The sequence below is a fragment of the Stenotrophomonas sp. 1337 genome, assembly GCF_031455455.1.
GTDB classification, from domain to species: Bacteria; Pseudomonadota; Gammaproteobacteria; order Xanthomonadales; family Xanthomonadaceae; genus Stenotrophomonas; species Stenotrophomonas indicatrix.
Genome location: NZ_JAVDSR010000004.1, coordinates 38,041 through 53,771, shown reverse-complemented (window position 1 = coordinate 53,771; position 15,731 = coordinate 38,041). Strand labels below are relative to the sequence as shown.

The window sequence follows — 15,731 nt, the reverse complement described above, 5'->3', positions numbered from 1 at the left end:
CGCACTACCATCGAGGCGACATCGCCCTCATGGGAACCGCCATGCTTCGATCGCTTCTGCGCTGGCTGCCGCTGCTGGCCCTGCTGATGTTGACCGGGTGTGCCAGTACGCCGCCCGGTGCCCGCGGCCACTTCGAGGCACGTGCGGTGAAGGTGGACGGCGACACCGCCTACTACCAGGTGTTCATACCGGCCGCTGCCGCGCGCGCAGCTGGTCCGCTGCCGGTGGTGCTGTTCCTGCACGGCTCCGGCGAGCGCGGCGGCGATGGCGTGAAGCAGACCCACGCAGGCCTGGGCCCGTACCTGCGTCGGCACGCGGCCGACTTCCCCGCGCTGGCGGTGTTTCCGCAGGTACCCGGCCGTGAAGAATGGAGCGGTCGCAACAACCGTGTGGCGATCGCGGCACTGGACGCCACGATCGCCGAATTCGGCGCTGACCCGGCAAGGCAGTACCTGACCGGAATGTCGATGGGCGGCTATGGCAGCTGGAACATCGCGCTGGACGATCCGAAGCGCTTTGCCGCGATCGTGCCGGTGTGCGGTGCGGTGCTGGCACCACGTGCGGTACGCCCTACCCTGTTCGTCGAGCAGGTGGCGAACGAAGCGGATCCCTATGCGGTGATCGCGCAACGGTTGCAGCGCACCCCGATCTGGATCTTCCACGGCGCGCTGGATGATGTGGTGCCACCGGATGATGATCGCCGGCTGCATGCCGCGTTCCAGACCGCCGGCGCGCGCGACGTGCGCTATACCGAGTACGCGGAAGGCAACCACAACGCCTGGGATGCCACCTACGCCGACGCGGCGATGTGGGCGTGGTTGTTCGCCCAGAAGCGCTGAGCGCTTGCTCCGGTAGAGGCCAACCTTGGTTGGCCCCATTCTGGTAGATGCCAACCTTGGTTGGCACCAGCCTACCCAAGATCAAGCCATTCCCCGATGTCCGTCGCAAGCGTGTCCGCCCAAGCTTGCGCCATGCAAAACGTCCGCCTCCTGCTCGGCCGTCGCTCCAGCATCGGTCTCAGCTACATCCTGACTACCGTCGTGGATCGTCGCGCGCCCCTGTTCGCCAACGACGCTGCCGCAGCCCTGGCAATCCAGGAATTCCAGAGGCTGGATCAGGAAGGCTTCACCCGCTCGATCGCCTACGTGGTCATGCCCGATCACATCCACTGGCTGCTCGAACTACGCGCGGGAACACTGGAAACCGTCATGAAGCGCTTCAAATCGCGCACGGCGCAGCAGGCAAACCGGTTGTTGGGAAGGGGCGGGCGCTTCTGGCAGGCCTGCTACCACGATCATGCGATCCGCTCGGACGAATCGTTGTACCGGCATGCGATGTACCTGATGGGCAATCCGATCAGGGCGGGTCTGACGACGCAGTTGGGGCAGTATCGGCACGCATGGTGCGAGTGGGAGCTCGAGGCCTTGGGTGATCGACCAAAGGCATTCAGCACGGACGGATAGTGCCAACCAAGGTTGGCATCTACCAAAGCAGTGCACCTGCCAACCCAGGTTGGCACCCACCAACGCAGCAATCGGAGGCAATCAACCCAGCAGGGTTTCCAGCACGGCCATGCGTACGGCGACGCCGTTGGCGACCTGGCGCAGCACCCACGACTGCGGGCCGTCGGCCACTTCGTCGGTCACTTCCACGCCGCGGTTGATCGGCCCCGGGTGCAGCACGGCGGCGTCCTTGCCGGCGCGGGCCAGGCGTGCGGTGTTCAGGCCGTACTGTGCTTGGTACTGCTCCAGCGACGGCACCAGGCCTTCTTCCATGCGCTCGCGCTGCAGGCGCAACATCATCAGCGCGTCGACGCCTTCCAGCATCGCGTCGAAATCATCACCGACCACGCAGCCCTTGAGGGTGTCGTCGTCAGGCAGCAGCGACTGCGGGCCACATACGCGGATCTCGCCCACGCCCAGCGTGCGCAGGGCATGCAGGTCGGTGCGGGCCACGCGCGAGTGCTTGACGTCACCGACGATCACCACCTTCATCTTCGAGAAGTCCGGGCCCTTGGCCTGGCGCAGGGTCAGCATGTCCAGCAGGCCCTGGGTCGGGTGCGAGCTGCGGCCGTCGCCGGCATTGACCAGCGCGGTGCCCTCGCCCGCCACCGCAGCCAGCGCCGCCACGGCGCCGTCATCGGGGTGGCGCACGACGAAACCACGCACGCCCATCGCTTCCAGGTTCTTCAGCGTGTCGCAGGCGGTTTCGCCCTTGCGCGTGGACGAGGTGGAGGCGTCGAAGTTCAGCACGTCCGCACCCAGCCGCTGCGCCGCCAGATGGAACGAGCTGCGGGTACGGGTGGAAGGTTCGAAGAACAACGTGCACACCGCCGATCCGCCCAGCACGTGGCGCTTGTTGCCGACACGGCCGACCGCGGCATCGCGGATCTGACCAGCGCGGTCGAGCAGTTGCACCAGGGTGTCGCGGGGAAGACCTTCAAGCGTCAACAGGTGGCGCAGGCGGCCGGAGTCATCGAGTTGCTGGGCGGTCATGGCGGGGTTCGTATCGTCAGGGAATGGGAATGGCGTCGTCCGGCGACGACAACCAGCGGTCGATGATCACCGCCGCAGCGACGGCATCGAGCGCAGCCGCGTCGCGGCGACGCTTGCGCCCTTCGGCGCGCTCGACGGCGAAGCGGCGGGCGGCCTCGACCGAGCTGGAACGCTCGTCGATCATCACCACCGGCAGCTTGAAACGTTCCCGCAGCTGGCGGGCAAAGCCCTGCGCGCGCTTGCGGTTGGGCTGGTCCTGGCCGTCCAGGGTCAGCGGATCGCCGACCACCAGGCCATCGGGCTTCCATTCCTTGAGCAGGCGTTCGATCGCCGCCCAGTCGGGGCCATTGCCGTGCACATCGACCACGGCCACCGCGCGTGCATGCGCGGCGAAGGCACTGCCGATCGCCACGCCGATCCGGCGCGAGCCGACATCGAAACCGAGTACGGTGCCATCGCGACGGATGAGGGCCGGCTCAGACATGGCCGCTGTAATCGGTCAGCCGGAACAGATCGACGCCAATGCGCGACGCGGCGCCCTGCCAGCGCTGTTCCAGCGGCAGCTGGAACACCAGTTCGGCATCAGCCGGCACGGTCAGCCAGCTGTTTTCGGACAGTTCGCTTTCCAGCTGGCCGGCACTCCAGCCCGCGCAGCCCAGGGTGACCACGGCATTGGCCGGGCCTTCGCCACGCGCCATCGCCTCGAGGATGTCACGCGAGGTGGTCAGGTACAGGCCCTCACCGACGACGAGGCTGGAATCCCACGCGCGCGCGTCGTCATGGATGACGAAGCCACGCTCGGGATGCACCGGTCCGCCATTGAGCACCGGACGCGCCTGCAGGACGCCATCGCCGGTAGCGATCTCCATCTGCGCAAGCACTTCGCCCAAGGTGTACTCGGACGGCTGGTTGACCAGCACCCCCATTGCCCCGTTCTCGTCGTGCTGGCAGATCAGCGCGACGGTGCGGGCGAAGGTGGCGTCGATCAGCGACGGCAGCGCCACGAGCAGGTGATTGGCGAGGGAAGTCGGCGTTACTGGCATGGGCGCCATTCTAACCGCTGCGACCGGATGCGGGCGCGAAGGGATGGGCTAGGATGGCGCTCTTGCAAGGAGGACGACCCGATGCAGCAGGATGCAACGCTGTCATGGCCCACCCGCAGCATGATCGTGTTGATCGCACTGCTGCAGGGGCTGATGCTTTTCGCGGCCCAGGAACTGGCGGATCAATGACCGTTCCGGGACATCGGCTGGCGCTACTGCTGGTATGCCTGGGTATTGACCGTGCCCACCGCAGTGGCCTTGACGCTGGTCGATCTGAAGGCCTGGCGCCTGTGGCTGCACGCCGGGTTGGCCTCGTTGCTGGTCCTCGCCCTGGCCGCCTGGACCGCCTGGAACCTGAGCGGAGAAACCGCGCTGTACGCGGCCGTGCTGCAGGTTCCGCTCTCGATCTGCCTGGCCGTTGCCACGTTCATTGCCCTGCCGTGGTGGCAGTTCCGCCTGCATGCCGGACATTGGCGGGCCGACTATGGCGCGTTGTTCGAACGCGCCTGGCAGAACGGGCTGACCCTGGTGCTGGCGGCGGTGTTCACCGGCTTGACCTGGCTGCTGCTGTGGCTGTGGGCGGCGCTGTTCCGGATGGTCAAGGTCGACTTCTTCCACGTCCTGTTCGGCAGCGATGCCTTCATCGCCTTGGCCACCGGCATGCTGGCAGGCTTCGGCGTGCTGATCGGGCGCACCCAGCATCGCGCGATGCAGATCACCCGCCAGGTGCTCTTCGCGATCTGCCGCGGCCTGCTGCCATTGCTGTCGTTCATCGCGGTGCTGTTCGTGCTGTCGCTGCCGTTCACCGGGCTGGCGCCGCTGTGGGCCACGCGCTCGGCCGCCAGCCTGCTGCTGGTGCTGGCGGTGCTGCTGATCAGCCTGGCCAACGCGGTCTACCAGCACGACGACGGCACCCCGCCCTACCCGGCATGGCTGCGCCGGCTGGTCGAGGCCAGCCTGCTGGCACTGCCGATCTACGCCGGCCTGGCGATGTATGCGATGTCCCTGCGGGTCAGCCAGTACGGCTGGACCCTCTCGCGCTTCTGGGGCGCGGCGGTCGCGGTGCTGATTGCCGGCTATGCCATCGGCTACGCCTTCGCCGCACTGCGCCGGCACGGGCGTTGGCTGCATCGGCTTGAGCCGGTCAACCGCTGGATGTGCTGGGCCGTGCTGGCAACCGCACTGCTGGCCATCTCGCCGGTGATCGACCCGGTGCGCATCACCCTGGCCAGCCAGATGAAGCGCCTGCGCGCCGATCCGGCGTTGATGACCGCGGACGCCGCAAATCAGCTGCGTTTCGAGCTGGGCCGTCGAGGTGTGCAGGCGCTGCGCACGCTGCAGAAAGCACCGTCATTGGCGGCCGACACGCGCGCCTCCAGCATCATCGTGCAGGCCCTGGCCCGGCAGAAGCGTGAGTCACGCTGGGATAACGACATCGACGATGGCGTGCGCGACCTGGCCAGCCTGAAGTCCCGGATCGTGCAGGCCAAGGGCACCGCCTCGCCAGCCGATGACTGGTGGCAGGCGGTACTGCACCGTCGCTTGCACGCGGGCGATTGCCTGGACGACGACAAGACCGGCGACAACCGCTGCGTCACCCTGCGCCGTGATCTGGACGGCGATGGAGAAGACGACGTGCTGCTGTGCATGACCAGTCTGTACAGCGGTCCGCGCTGCCAGCTGCACGTGCGTGAACCGGCTGGCTGGAGAAAGGAGGGTGATGTTTCCTTCCAGGACGTTGACCAGCGCACCTCGGACGGGGCCCCGCAGGCCCTACGCGACGGCCGCCTGACCATGCAGCCGCCGCGCTGGCCGACGCTGCTGCTTGACGGCGCGGCGGGCCAGCTGGAGATTGATCGCAGCAACGACCGCGCGGAGGCGGCCACACCATGAGCGGATACTGCCGCATCGCCCCGGGCCATCCGGTGCACGAGTACTACCACGCCAATGAATATGGCTTCCCGCAGCGCGATGAGCGTGAACTGTTCGAGCGCCTGCTGCTGGAGATCAACCAGGCCGGCCTGAGCTGGGAGACCATCCTGAAGAAGCGCGAGGGATTCCGCGCGGCCTATGACGCGTTCGACGTTGATCGCGTGGCGGCCTACGCCGAGCAGGACATCGAGCGCCTGCTGTCGGACCCGGGCATCATCCGCAACCGCTTGAAGGTGCTGGCAGCGATCCACAACGCGCAGGTGATCCAGCAGCTGCGCCAGAGCCACGGCAGCTTCGCCGCCTGGCTGGACGCACACCATCCGCGCAGCAAGGCCGACTGGGTGAAGCTGTTCAAGAAGACGTTCCGCTTCACCGGTGGCGAGATCACCGGCGAGTTCCTGATGAGCCTGGGCTACCTGCCGGGCGCGCATGCCGAGGACTGCCCGGTGCATGCAACGCTGCTGAAGCTGGCACCGCCGTGGGTACAGGCAGCGCGCGGCTGATGCGCATCCGCCGGGCATGGCCCGGCGCTACCGGGGCGCGTGGCGCCTGGGCGGGCGATCCGCCGAGTGCGGAATCAGACGCCCATGTAGCGGCCCGGGCGGTGGTTGAACATCAGCACCAGGCTGAGCACCACCGCACCGATGGCCGAGTACATCACTTTCGACGGCGACAGCACGAAGAACGCGGCCACCATCAGGCACGCATCGAAGGACATCTGCACCTTGCCGGCGCTCCAGCCGCGGGTGCGCTGCAGGTAAACCGCCAGAATGCCGATGCCGCCGAGGCTGGCGCGGTGGCGGATGAAGAACAGGATGCCCAGGCCGGACAGCGCGCCACCGACCAGCGCCGAGTACAGCGGCGCGATATGCGAAAAGTCCGCCCAGCGCGGCAGGATGTCGGTGAGCAGGCCGCAGGCAGTGACCGCTGCGAACGTCTTCAGGGTGAATTCCCAGCCCATGCGGCGCACGGCCACCCAGTAGAACGGCAGGTTGACCAGCACGAACACCAGACCGAAGTTCCAGCCCATCGAATAGTGCAGCAGGAAGGCCATGCCGGCCATGCCGCCGATCATCAGCCCGCCCTTGGCGAAGATGGCCAGGCCCAGTGAGGCCACGAGCATGGCCAGCACCATGCCCTGCACGTCCTCGGCGACCGAGTGGCGCAGCGCCTTCTCATCGGCGGGGGTGCCGGCAACATCGGGCGGCGGGGTCAGCGGGCCAGCGGTGACCAGGTGGCCGTCAGCGTCGTCGCACGGCGCCGGGCCATGGGATTGGAGGGACATACAGGTGGGGGCACTACGGGTGGGGAGCGGTATTAGACACGATCTGCATGACAGTTGCAGATGAAATCGTTCAGTTGGGAGTTGCGGCGAACGGCGCAGCCCCTCGTGGCTGGTGTACCAACAGCAAAAGCCGCGCTTGGCCGGGGGAGATGGGTTCGCGGGGGACGCCGTGAACCCGTCCTTGGGGACTTGGCCGCGTCTTGCTCGTGTGCGCTGTCCTGCGCACACGGCAAGACCGGGGTTGGGCGTCCTGCCCAACCCGCCCGAGGCATGCCTCGGGCCCATGCCGCGGACACCCCCGCAGCCTCACCCCACCCGGCCTTGGACAGGTTCCGTGCGCGTCCAGCCACGTAGAGAGAGAAGAAGAGCAAAAGCGGGTCGCTTCGCTCGGTGGAGCGGTTGTCTCAGCGCTGGGTGGCCAGGTGGTGGGCGACCAGGGCGTTTGCGTGGCCATGGCCCAGCCCGTGCTCGGATTTCAGGAAGCTGACCAGTTCCATGTGCTTCAGCCCCGGCCGTTTGGCCAGCAGCCCCAGCCAATGCGTCACCGGCTGCCCGTAGGTCTTTTCGATGGAAGGAAAATAGGACGCAGGGCCCTTGGGTTTGCTGTCGGTGCTCATGTGCTGCTCCCTGCTGTTTGGAAAGTACCCATTCGACGAACCACGGAACCACAAATCGACATGGCGCATTAACCGACCAGCACCGGCAACACCGGGCACGCATCCACGCATAGCGTGGATCTACGTGTCGACCGAGGTCGACACCCACCAAGAGCAGGCCATGCGGCTCCACAGGAAGCCCGCTGTTGCTGTTGCTCCGGCTGTTGCTGTTGCGGTTGCCGGCCAGCGGCCGGCACTACCGCGGGCGCCGGGCGCGGCCCGGCCGTATCATCCCCTCATGCCGCGTGAAAACCTCAACGACCTGCAAGCCTTCGTCCACGTTGCCCGCGAAGGCAGCTTCACCAAAGCCGCTGCCCAGCTGGGTGTCTCCCAGTCCGCCCTCAGCCACGCCATGCGCGGGCTGGAAGAGCGACTGGGCGTGCGCCTGCTGACCCGCACCACCCGCAGTGTCGCCACCACCGAGGCCGGTGCCCGCCTGCTGGAAACCCTGGCCCCGCGCCTGGCCGAGATCGAAGACGAACTGGCCGCGCTGGCCGAGTACCGCGAGCGCCCCGCAGGCACCATCCGCATCAACGCCACCGGCCACGCCGCCGAATACCTGGCCTGGCCCAGGCTGGCACCGCTGCTGCAGCAGTACCCGGACCTGAAGGTCGAGCTGACCACCGATTACGGCTTGGCCGACATCGTCGCCGAGCGCTACGACATCGGCATCCGTCTCGGTGAGCGCCTGGCACGCGACATGGTGGCGCTGCCGATCAGTCCGCCGCTGCGCATGCGCGTGGTGGGGGCACCGTCGTACTTCCGCCAGCACGTGGCGCCGGTGCATCCGCACGATCTGGCCGCGCACAACTGCATCACCCTGCGCCTGCCCACCCATGGCGGCCTGATGCCGTGGGATTTCGGTCAGGATGGCCACGAACTGAGCATCCGCGTCTCCGGCCAATGGACCTTCAACACCATGGGCATGACGCGGGCTGCGGCGCTGGCCGGCAGCGGATTGGCCTGGCTGCCCGAAGACCAGGTGCAGGCGGCCCTGCTGGAAGGCCGCCTGCAATCAACACTGGATGACTGGTCCCCGCACTTCGATGGCTACTACGCGTATTACCCGTCACGCCGGCATGTCACCGTGGCGATGCGTACGGTGCTTGATGCGCTGCGCGGACCGATGGTGGGGTGAGGCGTGCGGACCAACGGTCCGCACCCAGCACAGGACGAGAGTCCGCGGCCACTGCGATCAGCCCTTGGCCTGTGCCGCACGCTGTGCGTTGTAGCGCTCGCCGACGATGGCGATCTCCTGCAGCGTCTGCGCGATGCGCTCCAGCTCGGCGGGAGACAGCTGCAGGTCGGCGGCGGCAAGGTTCTCTTCCAGGCGATGGATCTTGGTCGTACCCGGAATCGGCACGATCCACGGTGCCTGCGCCAGCAGCCAGGCCAGCGCGACCTGTGCCGGGGTGGCGCCCCGCGCCGCCGCGATCGTGGTGATGCGGTCAACCAGCGCTTGATTGGCGCGACGCGCTTGCACTTCGAAGCGTGGCACGGTGTTGCGGAAATCGTTGTCGGCGAAGGTGGTGTCGGCGTTGATCGCGCCAGTCAGGAAGCCGCGACCGAGCGGGCTGAACGGCACGAAGCCGATGCCGAGTTCCTGCAGCGCCGGCAGCAGTTCGCGTTCCGGTTCGCGCCACCACAGCGAGTACTCGCTCTGCACTGCGGCCACCGGTTGCACGGCATGCGCGCGACGCACCGTGGCGGCGCTGGCTTCGGACAAGCCGAAGTGGCGCACCTTGCCCTCGGCGATCAGGTCACGCACGGTGCCGGCCACATCCTCGATCGGCACGTTCGGATCCACGCGGTGCTGGTAGAACAGGTCGATGTAGTCGGTGCGCAGGCGCTTGAGGCTGGCTTCGGCCACCGCACGGATGTTCTCCGGACGACTGTCCAGGCCGGTGTCGACCTGTGCGTCCTTGAAGCCGAACTTGGTGGCGATCACCAGCTTGTCGCGGTGCGGTGCCAGCGCCCTGCCGAGCAGGTCTTCGTTGGTATATGGACCATAGACTTCGGCGGTGTCGAAGAAGGTCACGCCGCGTTCGACCGCGGCGTGCAGCAGGGCGATGCCCTGGCTCTGCTCGACGGCGGGACCGTAGCCGTGGCTCAGGCCCATGCAGCCCAGGCCCAGGGCGGAGACTTTCAGGCCGCTGCGGCCGAGTTCACGTGTCTGCATCGTCGTGCTCCAGTAAGGGAGCGATGACGATACGCCTGCAGGGGCAGCGGATTAAACGACCTGGATGGCAGTCGGTCATGACTGGATTTCATGAATGCCGTCCTGCCATCCATCGCACTGCCGACGGCAGCGGCACCTTCGTTACCGGACCTCTGAAATCTCCACGCCATCCAACCCCTGCGACAGGGTGCGGGCATCGCCGCCCTGGCTGAGCTTGATGCGCAGGCGCACTTCGTTCTGCGAATCGGCGTAGCGCAGCGCGTCCTCGTAGCTGATCTCACCGGCCTGGTACAGCTCGAACAGGCTCTGGTCGAAGGTCTTCATGCCCAGCTGGACCGATTCCTTCATCAGCTCCTTCAGCTTGTGGATCTCGCCGTCGCGGATGTAGTCCTGCACCAGCGGCGTGCCCAGCAGGATCTCCATCGCCACCTTGCGCGAACGGCCATCCGGCGAAGGAATCAACTGCTGCGCGACCACGCCCTTGAGGTTCAGCGACAGATCCATCAACAGCTGGTTGCGGCGATCTTCCGGGAAGAAGTTGACGATGCGGTCCATCGCCTGGTTGGCGTTGTTGGCGTGCAGCGTGCACAGCACCAGGTGACCGGTTTCAGCGAAGGCGATGGCATGGTCCATGCCCTCGCGGGTACGCACCTCGCCGATCATGATCACATCCGGCGCCTGGCGCAGGGTGTTCTTCAGCGCGGCTTCCCAGCTGTCGGTATCGATGCCGACTTCGCGCTGGGTGATGATGCAGCCCTCGTGCTTGTGCACGAATTCGATCGGGTCTTCGATGGTGATGATGTGCCCGGTCGAATTCTGGTTGCGGTAACCGATCATCGCTGCCAGCGAGGTTGATTTACCGGTACCGGTAGCGCCGACGAACAGGATGATGCCGCGCTTGGTCATCGCCAGCGTCTTGATGATCGGCGGCAGGCTCAGCTCTTCCACGGTCGGGATGCGCGTCTCGATGCGACGCAGCACCATGCCGACCTGGTTGCGCTGGTAGAAGCAGCTCACGCGGAAGCGGCCGACGCCGGACAGGCCGATGGCGAAGTTGCATTCGTGGGTCTTTTCGAATTCTTCGCGCTGCGCCGGCGTCATCACGTTCAGCACCAGGTCGCGGCTCTGCTGCGGCGTCAGTGGCGTCTGGGTGATCGGCGAAATCTTGCCGTTGACCTTGATCGCCGGCGGCATGCCGGCGGTGATGAACAGGTCCGAGGCGCGCTGGTGCGCCATCAGCTTGAGGAACGAGGTGAAATCGATGGTGGTCGCGGTGGTGTTCACGGCGGGCTCCCAATGGGGCATGTACCAGGAATCGGTCGGTGGAGGAAACAGCGCGGGGCCGGCGACGTCTTCGCGCGTCTGCCCCGCCATTGCCTCGCCTTACTCGAACAGACGCTTGTCCTTGGCGTATTCGCGGGCCTGGTTGCGGGTGATCAGGCTGCGCTTGACCAGGTCCTGCAGGTGCTGGTCCAGGGTCATCATGCCGTACTGCTGGCCGGTCTGGATGGCCGAATACATCTGCGCCACCTTGTCCTCGCGGATCAGGTTGCGGATGGCCGGGGTGCCCACCATGATTTCCCACGCAGCGGTACGACCGCCACCGACCTTCTTCAGCAGCGCCTGCGAAATGACCGCGCGCAGCGATTCGGACAGCATCGAGCGCACCATCGGCTTCTCGCCGGCCGGGAACACGTCGATGATGCGGTCGATGGTCTTGGCCGCCGAACTGGTGTGCAGGGTGCCGAACACCAGGTGGCCGGTTTCCGCGGCGGTCAGCGCCAGGCGGATGGTTTCCAGGTCACGCAGTTCGCCGACCAGGATGATGTCCGGGTCCTCACGCAGTGCCGAACGCAGCGCTTCGTTGAAGCCGTGCGTATCGCGGTGCACTTCGCGCTGGTTGATCAGGCACTTCTGCGAGGTGTGCACGAATTCGATCGGATCCTCGACGGTGAGGATGTGGCCGTACTCGTTCTTGTTGATGTAGTCGATCATCGCCGCCAGCGTGGTCGACTTGCCCGAACCGGTCGGGCCGGTCACCAGGATCAGGCCCTGCGGTTGCTGGATCACCTCGCGGAACAGCGGCGGGCAGGCCAGGTCTTCCAGGGTCAGCACTTCGGACGGAATGGTACGGAACACCGCACCGGCGCCACGGTTCTGGTTGAACGCATTGACACGGAAGCGCGCCAGCGACGGGATCTCGAAGGAGAAATCGACTTCGAGGAATTCCTCGTAATCGCGGCGCTGCTTGTCGGACATGATGTCGTACACCAGCGCGTGGACCTGCTTGTGGTCCAGGGCTGGAATGTTGATCCGGCGAACATCACCGTCCACGCGGATCATCGGCGGCAGGCCTGCGGACAGATGCAGGTCGGACGCTTTGTTCTTTACGGAAAACGCCAACAGCTCGGCGATATCCATGAGCGGCTACTCCCCAATAACGGCTTCGACTGGAAGGATCTTTCCCCGGGCGGCAGTATAGCCTCCTGATTGAACGGAACGCGTTACGTGGCCACTCCCCTGCCCCAGATCCTGAGCAACCTGCACAACGCCGCCGCTGCCGCCGGGCGGCCACCGCCGCGCCTGCTGGCGGTGTCCAAGACCCAGCCGGCCGAGGCCGTGGCTGCGCTTGCCGCGCAGGGCCAGACCGCCTTCGGCGAAAACTACGTGCAGGAAGCGCTGGCCAAGATGCAGGAACTGCAGCCGCTGGGCCTGGAATGGCACCTGATCGGCCACCTGCAGTCGAACAAGGCCGAACCGGTGGCCACGCACTTCGACTGGGTGCAGAGCGTGGACCGGCCCAAGCTGGTCGCCGCGCTGGCCCGCTACCGCCCCGCTGAACGCGGCCCGCTGAACGTACTCATCCAGGTCAACATCGATGACGAGTCGAGCAAGCACGGCTGCGCGCCGGACGCCGTGGACGCGCTGGCGGCAACCATCGCCGCCGAGCCGAACCTGTGCCTGCGCGGCCTGATGGCGATTCCTGCGCCGTGGCCCGACGCCGAGCGCCGGCGCGACGCGTTCGTGCGCATGCGCACACTTTTCGAGGCGCTGGCTGCCACTCATGCCCAGGTGGACACCCTGTCGATGGGCATGAGCAGCGACTACGCTGAAGCGATCGCCGAAGGTGCCACCCTGGTGCGCATCGGTACCGCCCTGTTCGGCGCGCGTCCGCGCCCGGCCTGATTCCAAGGAGATTCCCATGGCAGCTGATTCCATCACCTTCATCGGCGGCGGCAACATGGCCCGCAGCCTGATTGCCGGCCTGATCCGGCAGGGCGTGCCGGCCGCGCACATCCACGTGGCCGAACCGGTGGCCGAACTGCGCGAAAAGCTGGCTGCCGATTTTGGCGTGCAGACCCACGACAACGCGGCCGCTGCGGCGGCGCAGGGCAACACGTGGCTGCTGGCGGTGAAACCGCAGGTGCTGCGCGAAGTCTGCCAGTCACTGCAGGTGTTGGCGCAGGCACAGGAGCCGTTGGTGATCTCGATCGCCGCCGGCATCACCAGCCCGCAGCTGCAGCGCTGGTTGGGTGGCACGCTGCCGGTGGTGCGCGCGATGCCCAACACCCCGGCCCTGCTCGGCGCCGGGGTCACCGGCCTGTATGCCACGCCAGCGGTGGATGCGCAGCAGCATGCGCAGGCCGAACGCGTGCTGGCCAGCGCGGGACGCACGGTGTGGATCGACGACGAAGCGCAGATGGATTCGGTCACCGCCGTATCCGGCAGTGGCCCGGCCTATGTGTTCCTGCTGGCCGAAGCAATGGAAGCGGCCGGCATCGCACAAGGCCTGCCTGCAGAAGCGGCGCGCACGCTGGTGGTGCAGACACTGCTGGGCGCCTCGCGCATGCTGGACGAAGCCGGTGAAAGCCCAGCCGAACTGCGGCGCCGGGTGACCTCCCCCAACGGCACCACCCAGGCGGCGATCGAGAGTTTCCAGGCCGACGGGTTTGAAGCGTTGGTGGAAAAGGCACTGCGTGCCGCGCAGGTGCGTGGGCAGGAACTGTCTGCGGCCAATGATTGAAACAAGTGTGCCGACCAACGGTCGGCACCCACCGCCATCCACGCATGCGTGGATCTACGTGCCCAGCCTGGCCATGACGAAATCAACGAAACACTGCAGCCGCGGTCGGGGGCGACGGTCGGGCAGGTAGATCAGGTGCATCGGCCGTGGCTCGGGCAGATAGTCGCGCAGCAGTGGCTTCAATCGTCCCGCTGCGATTTCGCCGGCAAGCAGCGCGGTCGGCTGCAGCACCAGGCCCGCGCCCGCCACGGCTGCTTCGCGGAGCGCGTAGCCGTCATTGCTGGTCAACCGCGCTTCCCAATCGACCTGTTCGCCATTGGCCAGCTGCCAACCGTGACCGCCGCGCCAGGCCAGGTGGCTCAGGCAATCATGTCCTTCAAGATCGGCGGGCGTGCGCGGCGTACCACGGCGGCGCAGGTACGACGGTGATGCACACAGACTCATCGCATACGGCGGCAGCGGCCGCGCCACCAGTTCCTGCGACGGCAGCGGACCGACGCGGATGGCTGCATCGAAGCCATCCTCGATCAGGTCGATGCGGCGATTGCTCAGGTCCAGCTCGATGTTCAGCAGCGGCTGTGCCCGCAGCAGATCGCTCAACACGGGAGCCAGCACGCAGCTGCCCCAGGTGGTCGGCGCACTGACCCGCAACAGCCCGCGTGGCTGCACCTGCAGCCCGGCCACGTCCGCCTCGGCCTGCTGCACCTGTTCCAGCACCTGCCGGCAACCGGCCAGGTAGGCAGTGCCGGCTTCGGTCAGGCGTTGGCGACGGGTGTTCCGCTGCAGCAGCGCGGTGCCCAGGTGCGCTTCCAGCTGCTGGATGTACTTGCCGACCATCACCGCCGACACCTGCAGGTGGCTGGCGGCAGCGGAAAAACTACCGTGCTCGGCCACGGCGACGAAGGCCTGCATGCAGCGCAAGGTATCCATTGCAAACCCATGATTAGGAATATGCGAATCATACGCCGCTTACCAAACCAACCGGTGACAGCGCAGACTGCGTCCATCCCCTCTCGCAAGGAGCTGTCATGAAGATTCTTCTCGTCGGTGCCAGCGGCACCCTCGGCCAGGCGGTCGCCCGCCACCTGGGCCAGCAGCACGACATCCTCGCTGCCGGCCGCCACAGCGGGAGCCTGCGCGTGGACCTCACCGACGACGCCAGCGTGCGCGAGCTGTTCGCGCAGACCGGCCCGGTCGATGCGGTGATCTCCACCACCGGCAAGCTGCATTTCGGCCCGTTGCAGCAGATGACACCCGAACAGTTCAACGTCGGCCTGCAGGACAAGCTGCTCGGCCAGGTGCGCCTTGGACTGGCCGCGCAACACCATCTCAACGCTGGCGGCTCGATCACCCTGACCAGTGGCATCGTCAGCGCGCAGCCGATCCGCGATGGCGCCAACGCCACCGCCGTCAACCATGCGCTGGAAGGTTTCGTGCGGGCGGCGGCGCTGGAACTGCTGCCGCGCGGGCTGCGCATCAACGTGGTCAGCCCGAACGTGCTGGTGGAATCGATGGAAGCCTATGGCCCCTACTTCCCCGGCTTCGAAGCGGTGACCGCACAGCGCGCGGCGCTCGCCTTCCAGCGCGCGGTGGAAGGCATCCAGAGCGGCGAAACCATCACCGTCTGGTAACGAGCGTGCCGACCAGGGTCGGCACCCACCAGCACGGTCAGCCCCAGCGCATCGGGCCGTCGCCGCGCTCGCCGAGCACGTCATCCGGGTTGGCCAGGCGGCAGCGCTTCAGTGACAGGCAACCGCAGCCGATGCAGCCGGTCAGCTCGTCGCGCAGCAGCTGCAGCATGTGGATGCGTTCCTCCAGCTCCACCTGCCAGCGTGCCGACAGCTTGGCCCAGTCGGCCTTGGTCGGCGCCCGCCCCTGCGGCAGGCTCTCGAACGCACGTGCCACCGCTTCCAGCGGCATGCCTACGCGTTGCGCCACGCGGATCACCGCCAGCCGGCGCAGCACGTCGCGGGCGTAGCGGCGCTGGTTACCCGACGTGCGCAGGCTGCTGATCAATCCCTTGCGCTCGTAGAAATGCAGCGCAGAGACGGCCACGCCGCTGCGACGGGCGACATCGCCGACGCTCATGTCCTGTGCCAGCATCGATTGACCTCAAC

The 15,731-nt window shown here is 66.8% G+C and carries 17 protein-coding genes and 1 pseudogene; 8 read left to right on the top strand and 10 right to left on the bottom strand.

All coding sequences use genetic code 11. The features are described 5' to 3' along the window. The first annotated feature begins 41 nt into the window (after positions 1 to 41). Positions 42 to 839, top strand: a complete 798-nt coding sequence (locus tag J2X70_RS07725) for a prolyl oligopeptidase family serine peptidase (protein ID WP_309909737.1) — start codon at positions 42 to 44, stop codon at positions 837 to 839. A gap of 132 nt (positions 840 to 971) precedes the next feature. Continuing rightward, complete coding sequence (locus J2X70_RS07720; RefSeq protein WP_105164935.1) at positions 972 to 1,463, top strand: transposase; 492 nt, start codon at positions 972 to 974, stop codon at positions 1,461 to 1,463. An 81-nt stretch (positions 1,464 to 1,544) separates the two neighbouring features. Here J2X70_RS07720 and J2X70_RS07715 read toward each other — a convergent pair whose 3' ends face one another. From J2X70_RS07715 to J2X70_RS07705, 3 genes are read right to left on the bottom strand one after another with little or no spacing between them, the layout of a single operon-like run. Beyond that, entirely contained in the window at positions 1,545 to 2,495 is a 951-nt protein-coding gene (locus J2X70_RS07715) for an aspartate carbamoyltransferase catalytic subunit (protein WP_309909734.1), read from the bottom strand. A gap of 16 nt (positions 2,496 to 2,511) precedes the next feature. Beyond that, positions 2,512 to 2,979: a Holliday junction resolvase RuvX gene (gene ruvX / locus J2X70_RS07710; RefSeq protein WP_025874031.1), complete on the bottom strand. Its 468-nt coding sequence runs from the start codon at positions 2,977 to 2,979 to the stop codon at positions 2,512 to 2,514. Next, positions 2,972 to 3,538: a YqgE/AlgH family protein gene (locus J2X70_RS07705; protein WP_088099852.1), complete on the bottom strand. Its 567-nt coding sequence runs from the start codon at positions 3,536 to 3,538 to the stop codon at positions 2,972 to 2,974. Before J2X70_RS07705 ends, ruvX begins: the two co-directional genes overlap by 8 nt. A gap of 81 nt (positions 3,539 to 3,619) precedes the next feature. Between J2X70_RS07705 and J2X70_RS07700 the strand changes: the two are divergent. Together J2X70_RS07700 and J2X70_RS07695 are read left to right on the top strand one after the other, a co-directional pair. Continuing rightward, positions 3,620 to 5,431: pseudogene (locus tag J2X70_RS07700) on the top strand (DUF4153 domain-containing protein). After that, positions 5,428 to 5,973 carry a DNA-3-methyladenine glycosylase I gene (locus J2X70_RS07695; protein ID WP_025874034.1) on the top strand — a complete coding sequence of 182 codons (546 nt, stop codon included), beginning with the start codon at positions 5,428 to 5,430 and terminating at the stop codon, positions 5,971 to 5,973. Before J2X70_RS07700 ends, J2X70_RS07695 begins: the two are co-directional and overlap by 4 nt. Positions 5,974 to 6,047: 74 nt before the next feature. On the opposite strand, the gene J2X70_RS07690 is transcribed toward J2X70_RS07695, so the two are convergent. Continuing rightward, positions 6,048 to 6,755 carry a YitT family protein gene (locus J2X70_RS07690; RefSeq protein ID WP_025874035.1) on the bottom strand — a complete coding sequence of 236 codons (708 nt, stop codon included), beginning with the start codon at positions 6,753 to 6,755 and terminating at the stop codon, positions 6,048 to 6,050. 404 nt (positions 6,756 to 7,159) lie between these two features. Next, a complete protein-coding gene (locus J2X70_RS07685; RefSeq protein WP_025874036.1) occupies positions 7,160 to 7,372 on the bottom strand; it encodes a DUF4287 domain-containing protein in 213 nt (70 codons plus the stop codon). 277 nt (positions 7,373 to 7,649) lie between these two features. Between J2X70_RS07685 and J2X70_RS07680 the strand changes: the two genes are divergently transcribed. Further along, positions 7,650 to 8,549, top strand: coding sequence for a LysR family transcriptional regulator (locus tag J2X70_RS07680; RefSeq protein ID WP_309909729.1), 900 nt, complete (start codon positions 7,650 to 7,652; stop codon positions 8,547 to 8,549). Between the two features lie 57 nt (positions 8,550 to 8,606). Here J2X70_RS07680 and J2X70_RS07675 read toward each other — a convergent pair whose 3' ends face one another. The 3 genes from J2X70_RS07675 to J2X70_RS07665 all read right to left on the bottom strand — a co-directional run bounded on the left by J2X70_RS07675 (position 8,607) and on the right by J2X70_RS07665 (position 12,011). Then, the gene (locus J2X70_RS07675) at positions 8,607 to 9,590 is read right to left on the bottom strand and encodes an aldo/keto reductase (protein WP_080150841.1); all 984 of its coding nucleotides are present in this window, start codon (positions 9,588 to 9,590) and stop codon (positions 8,607 to 8,609) included. Positions 9,591 to 9,731: 141 nt separating this feature from the next. Then, complete coding sequence (locus J2X70_RS07670) at positions 9,732 to 10,895, bottom strand: PilT/PilU family type 4a pilus ATPase (protein WP_049467229.1); 1,164 nt, start codon at positions 10,893 to 10,895, stop codon at positions 9,732 to 9,734. 78 nt (positions 10,896 to 10,973) lie between these two features. Further along, positions 10,974 to 12,011: a type IV pilus twitching motility protein PilT gene (locus J2X70_RS07665; protein WP_004147099.1), complete on the bottom strand. Its 1,038-nt coding sequence runs from the start codon at positions 12,009 to 12,011 to the stop codon at positions 10,974 to 10,976. A gap of 87 nt (positions 12,012 to 12,098) precedes the next feature. Between J2X70_RS07665 and J2X70_RS07660 the strand changes: the two genes are divergently transcribed. Next, entirely contained in the window at positions 12,099 to 12,776 is a 678-nt protein-coding gene (locus J2X70_RS07660; RefSeq protein ID WP_309909726.1) for a YggS family pyridoxal phosphate-dependent enzyme, read from the top strand. Positions 12,777 to 12,792: 16 nt separating this feature from the next. Beyond that, the gene (gene proC, locus J2X70_RS07655; protein WP_140224769.1) at positions 12,793 to 13,614 is read left to right on the top strand and encodes a pyrroline-5-carboxylate reductase; all 822 of its coding nucleotides are present in this window, start codon (positions 12,793 to 12,795) and stop codon (positions 13,612 to 13,614) included. Positions 13,615 to 13,668: 54 nt separating this feature from the next. Here the strand turns inward: proC and J2X70_RS07650 are convergent, their stop codons facing one another. Next, complete coding sequence (locus J2X70_RS07650; RefSeq protein ID WP_025874042.1) at positions 13,669 to 14,544, bottom strand: LysR family transcriptional regulator; 876 nt, start codon at positions 14,542 to 14,544, stop codon at positions 13,669 to 13,671. A gap of 98 nt (positions 14,545 to 14,642) precedes the next feature. Here J2X70_RS07650 and J2X70_RS07645 point away from each other — a divergent pair, with 98 nt between their 5' ends. Then, entirely contained in the window at positions 14,643 to 15,245 is a 603-nt protein-coding gene (locus J2X70_RS07645) for a short chain dehydrogenase (protein ID WP_309909722.1), read from the top strand. Between the two features lie 37 nt (positions 15,246 to 15,282). On the opposite strand, the gene soxR is transcribed toward J2X70_RS07645, so the two are convergent. Beyond that, positions 15,283 to 15,717 (bottom strand): redox-sensitive transcriptional activator SoxR, encoded by a 435-nt coding sequence (soxR, locus tag J2X70_RS07640; protein WP_032951587.1) that lies wholly within the window; start codon positions 15,715 to 15,717, stop codon positions 15,283 to 15,285. Positions 15,718 to 15,731 lie beyond the last annotated feature (14 nt).

Bases quoted from the DNA above. Each gene is read 5' to 3' on its own strand.
- J2X70_RS07675 (WP_080150841.1), bottom strand. From the start codon at position 9,590: ATGCAGACACGTGAACTCGGCCGCAGCGGCCTGAAAGTCTCCGCCCTG.
- J2X70_RS07725 (WP_309909737.1), top strand. From the start codon at position 42: ATGCTTCGATCGCTTCTGCGCTGGCTGCCGCTGCTGGCCCTGCTGATG.
- proC (WP_140224769.1), top strand. From the start codon at position 12,793: ATGGCAGCTGATTCCATCACCTTCATCGGCGGCGGCAACATGGCCCGC.
- J2X70_RS07645 (WP_309909722.1), top strand. From the start codon at position 14,643: ATGAAGATTCTTCTCGTCGGTGCCAGCGGCACCCTCGGCCAGGCGGTC.
- J2X70_RS07695 (WP_025874034.1), top strand. From the start codon at position 5,428: ATGAGCGGATACTGCCGCATCGCCCCGGGCCATCCGGTGCACGAGTAC.
- J2X70_RS07670 (WP_049467229.1), bottom strand. From the start codon at position 10,895: ATGCCCCATTGGGAGCCCGCCGTGAACACCACCGCGACCACCATCGAT.
- J2X70_RS07680 (WP_309909729.1), top strand. From the start codon at position 7,650: ATGCCGCGTGAAAACCTCAACGACCTGCAAGCCTTCGTCCACGTTGCC.
- J2X70_RS07705 (WP_088099852.1), bottom strand. From the start codon at position 3,538: ATGCCAGTAACGCCGACTTCCCTCGCCAATCACCTGCTCGTGGCGCTG.
- ruvX (WP_025874031.1), bottom strand. From the start codon at position 2,979: ATGTCTGAGCCGGCCCTCATCCGTCGCGATGGCACCGTACTCGGTTTC.
- J2X70_RS07720 (WP_105164935.1), top strand. From the start codon at position 972: ATGCAAAACGTCCGCCTCCTGCTCGGCCGTCGCTCCAGCATCGGTCTC.
- J2X70_RS07665 (WP_004147099.1), bottom strand. From the start codon at position 12,011: ATGGATATCGCCGAGCTGTTGGCGTTTTCCGTAAAGAACAAAGCGTCC.
- J2X70_RS07685 (WP_025874036.1), bottom strand. From the start codon at position 7,372: ATGAGCACCGACAGCAAACCCAAGGGCCCTGCGTCCTATTTTCCTTCC.
- J2X70_RS07650 (WP_025874042.1), bottom strand. From the start codon at position 14,544: ATGGATACCTTGCGCTGCATGCAGGCCTTCGTCGCCGTGGCCGAGCAC.
- J2X70_RS07690 (WP_025874035.1), bottom strand. From the start codon at position 6,755: ATGTCCCTCCAATCCCATGGCCCGGCGCCGTGCGACGACGCTGACGGC.
- soxR (WP_032951587.1), bottom strand. From the start codon at position 15,717: ATGCTGGCACAGGACATGAGCGTCGGCGATGTCGCCCGTCGCAGCGGC.
- J2X70_RS07715 (WP_309909734.1), bottom strand. From the start codon at position 2,495: ATGACCGCCCAGCAACTCGATGACTCCGGCCGCCTGCGCCACCTGTTG.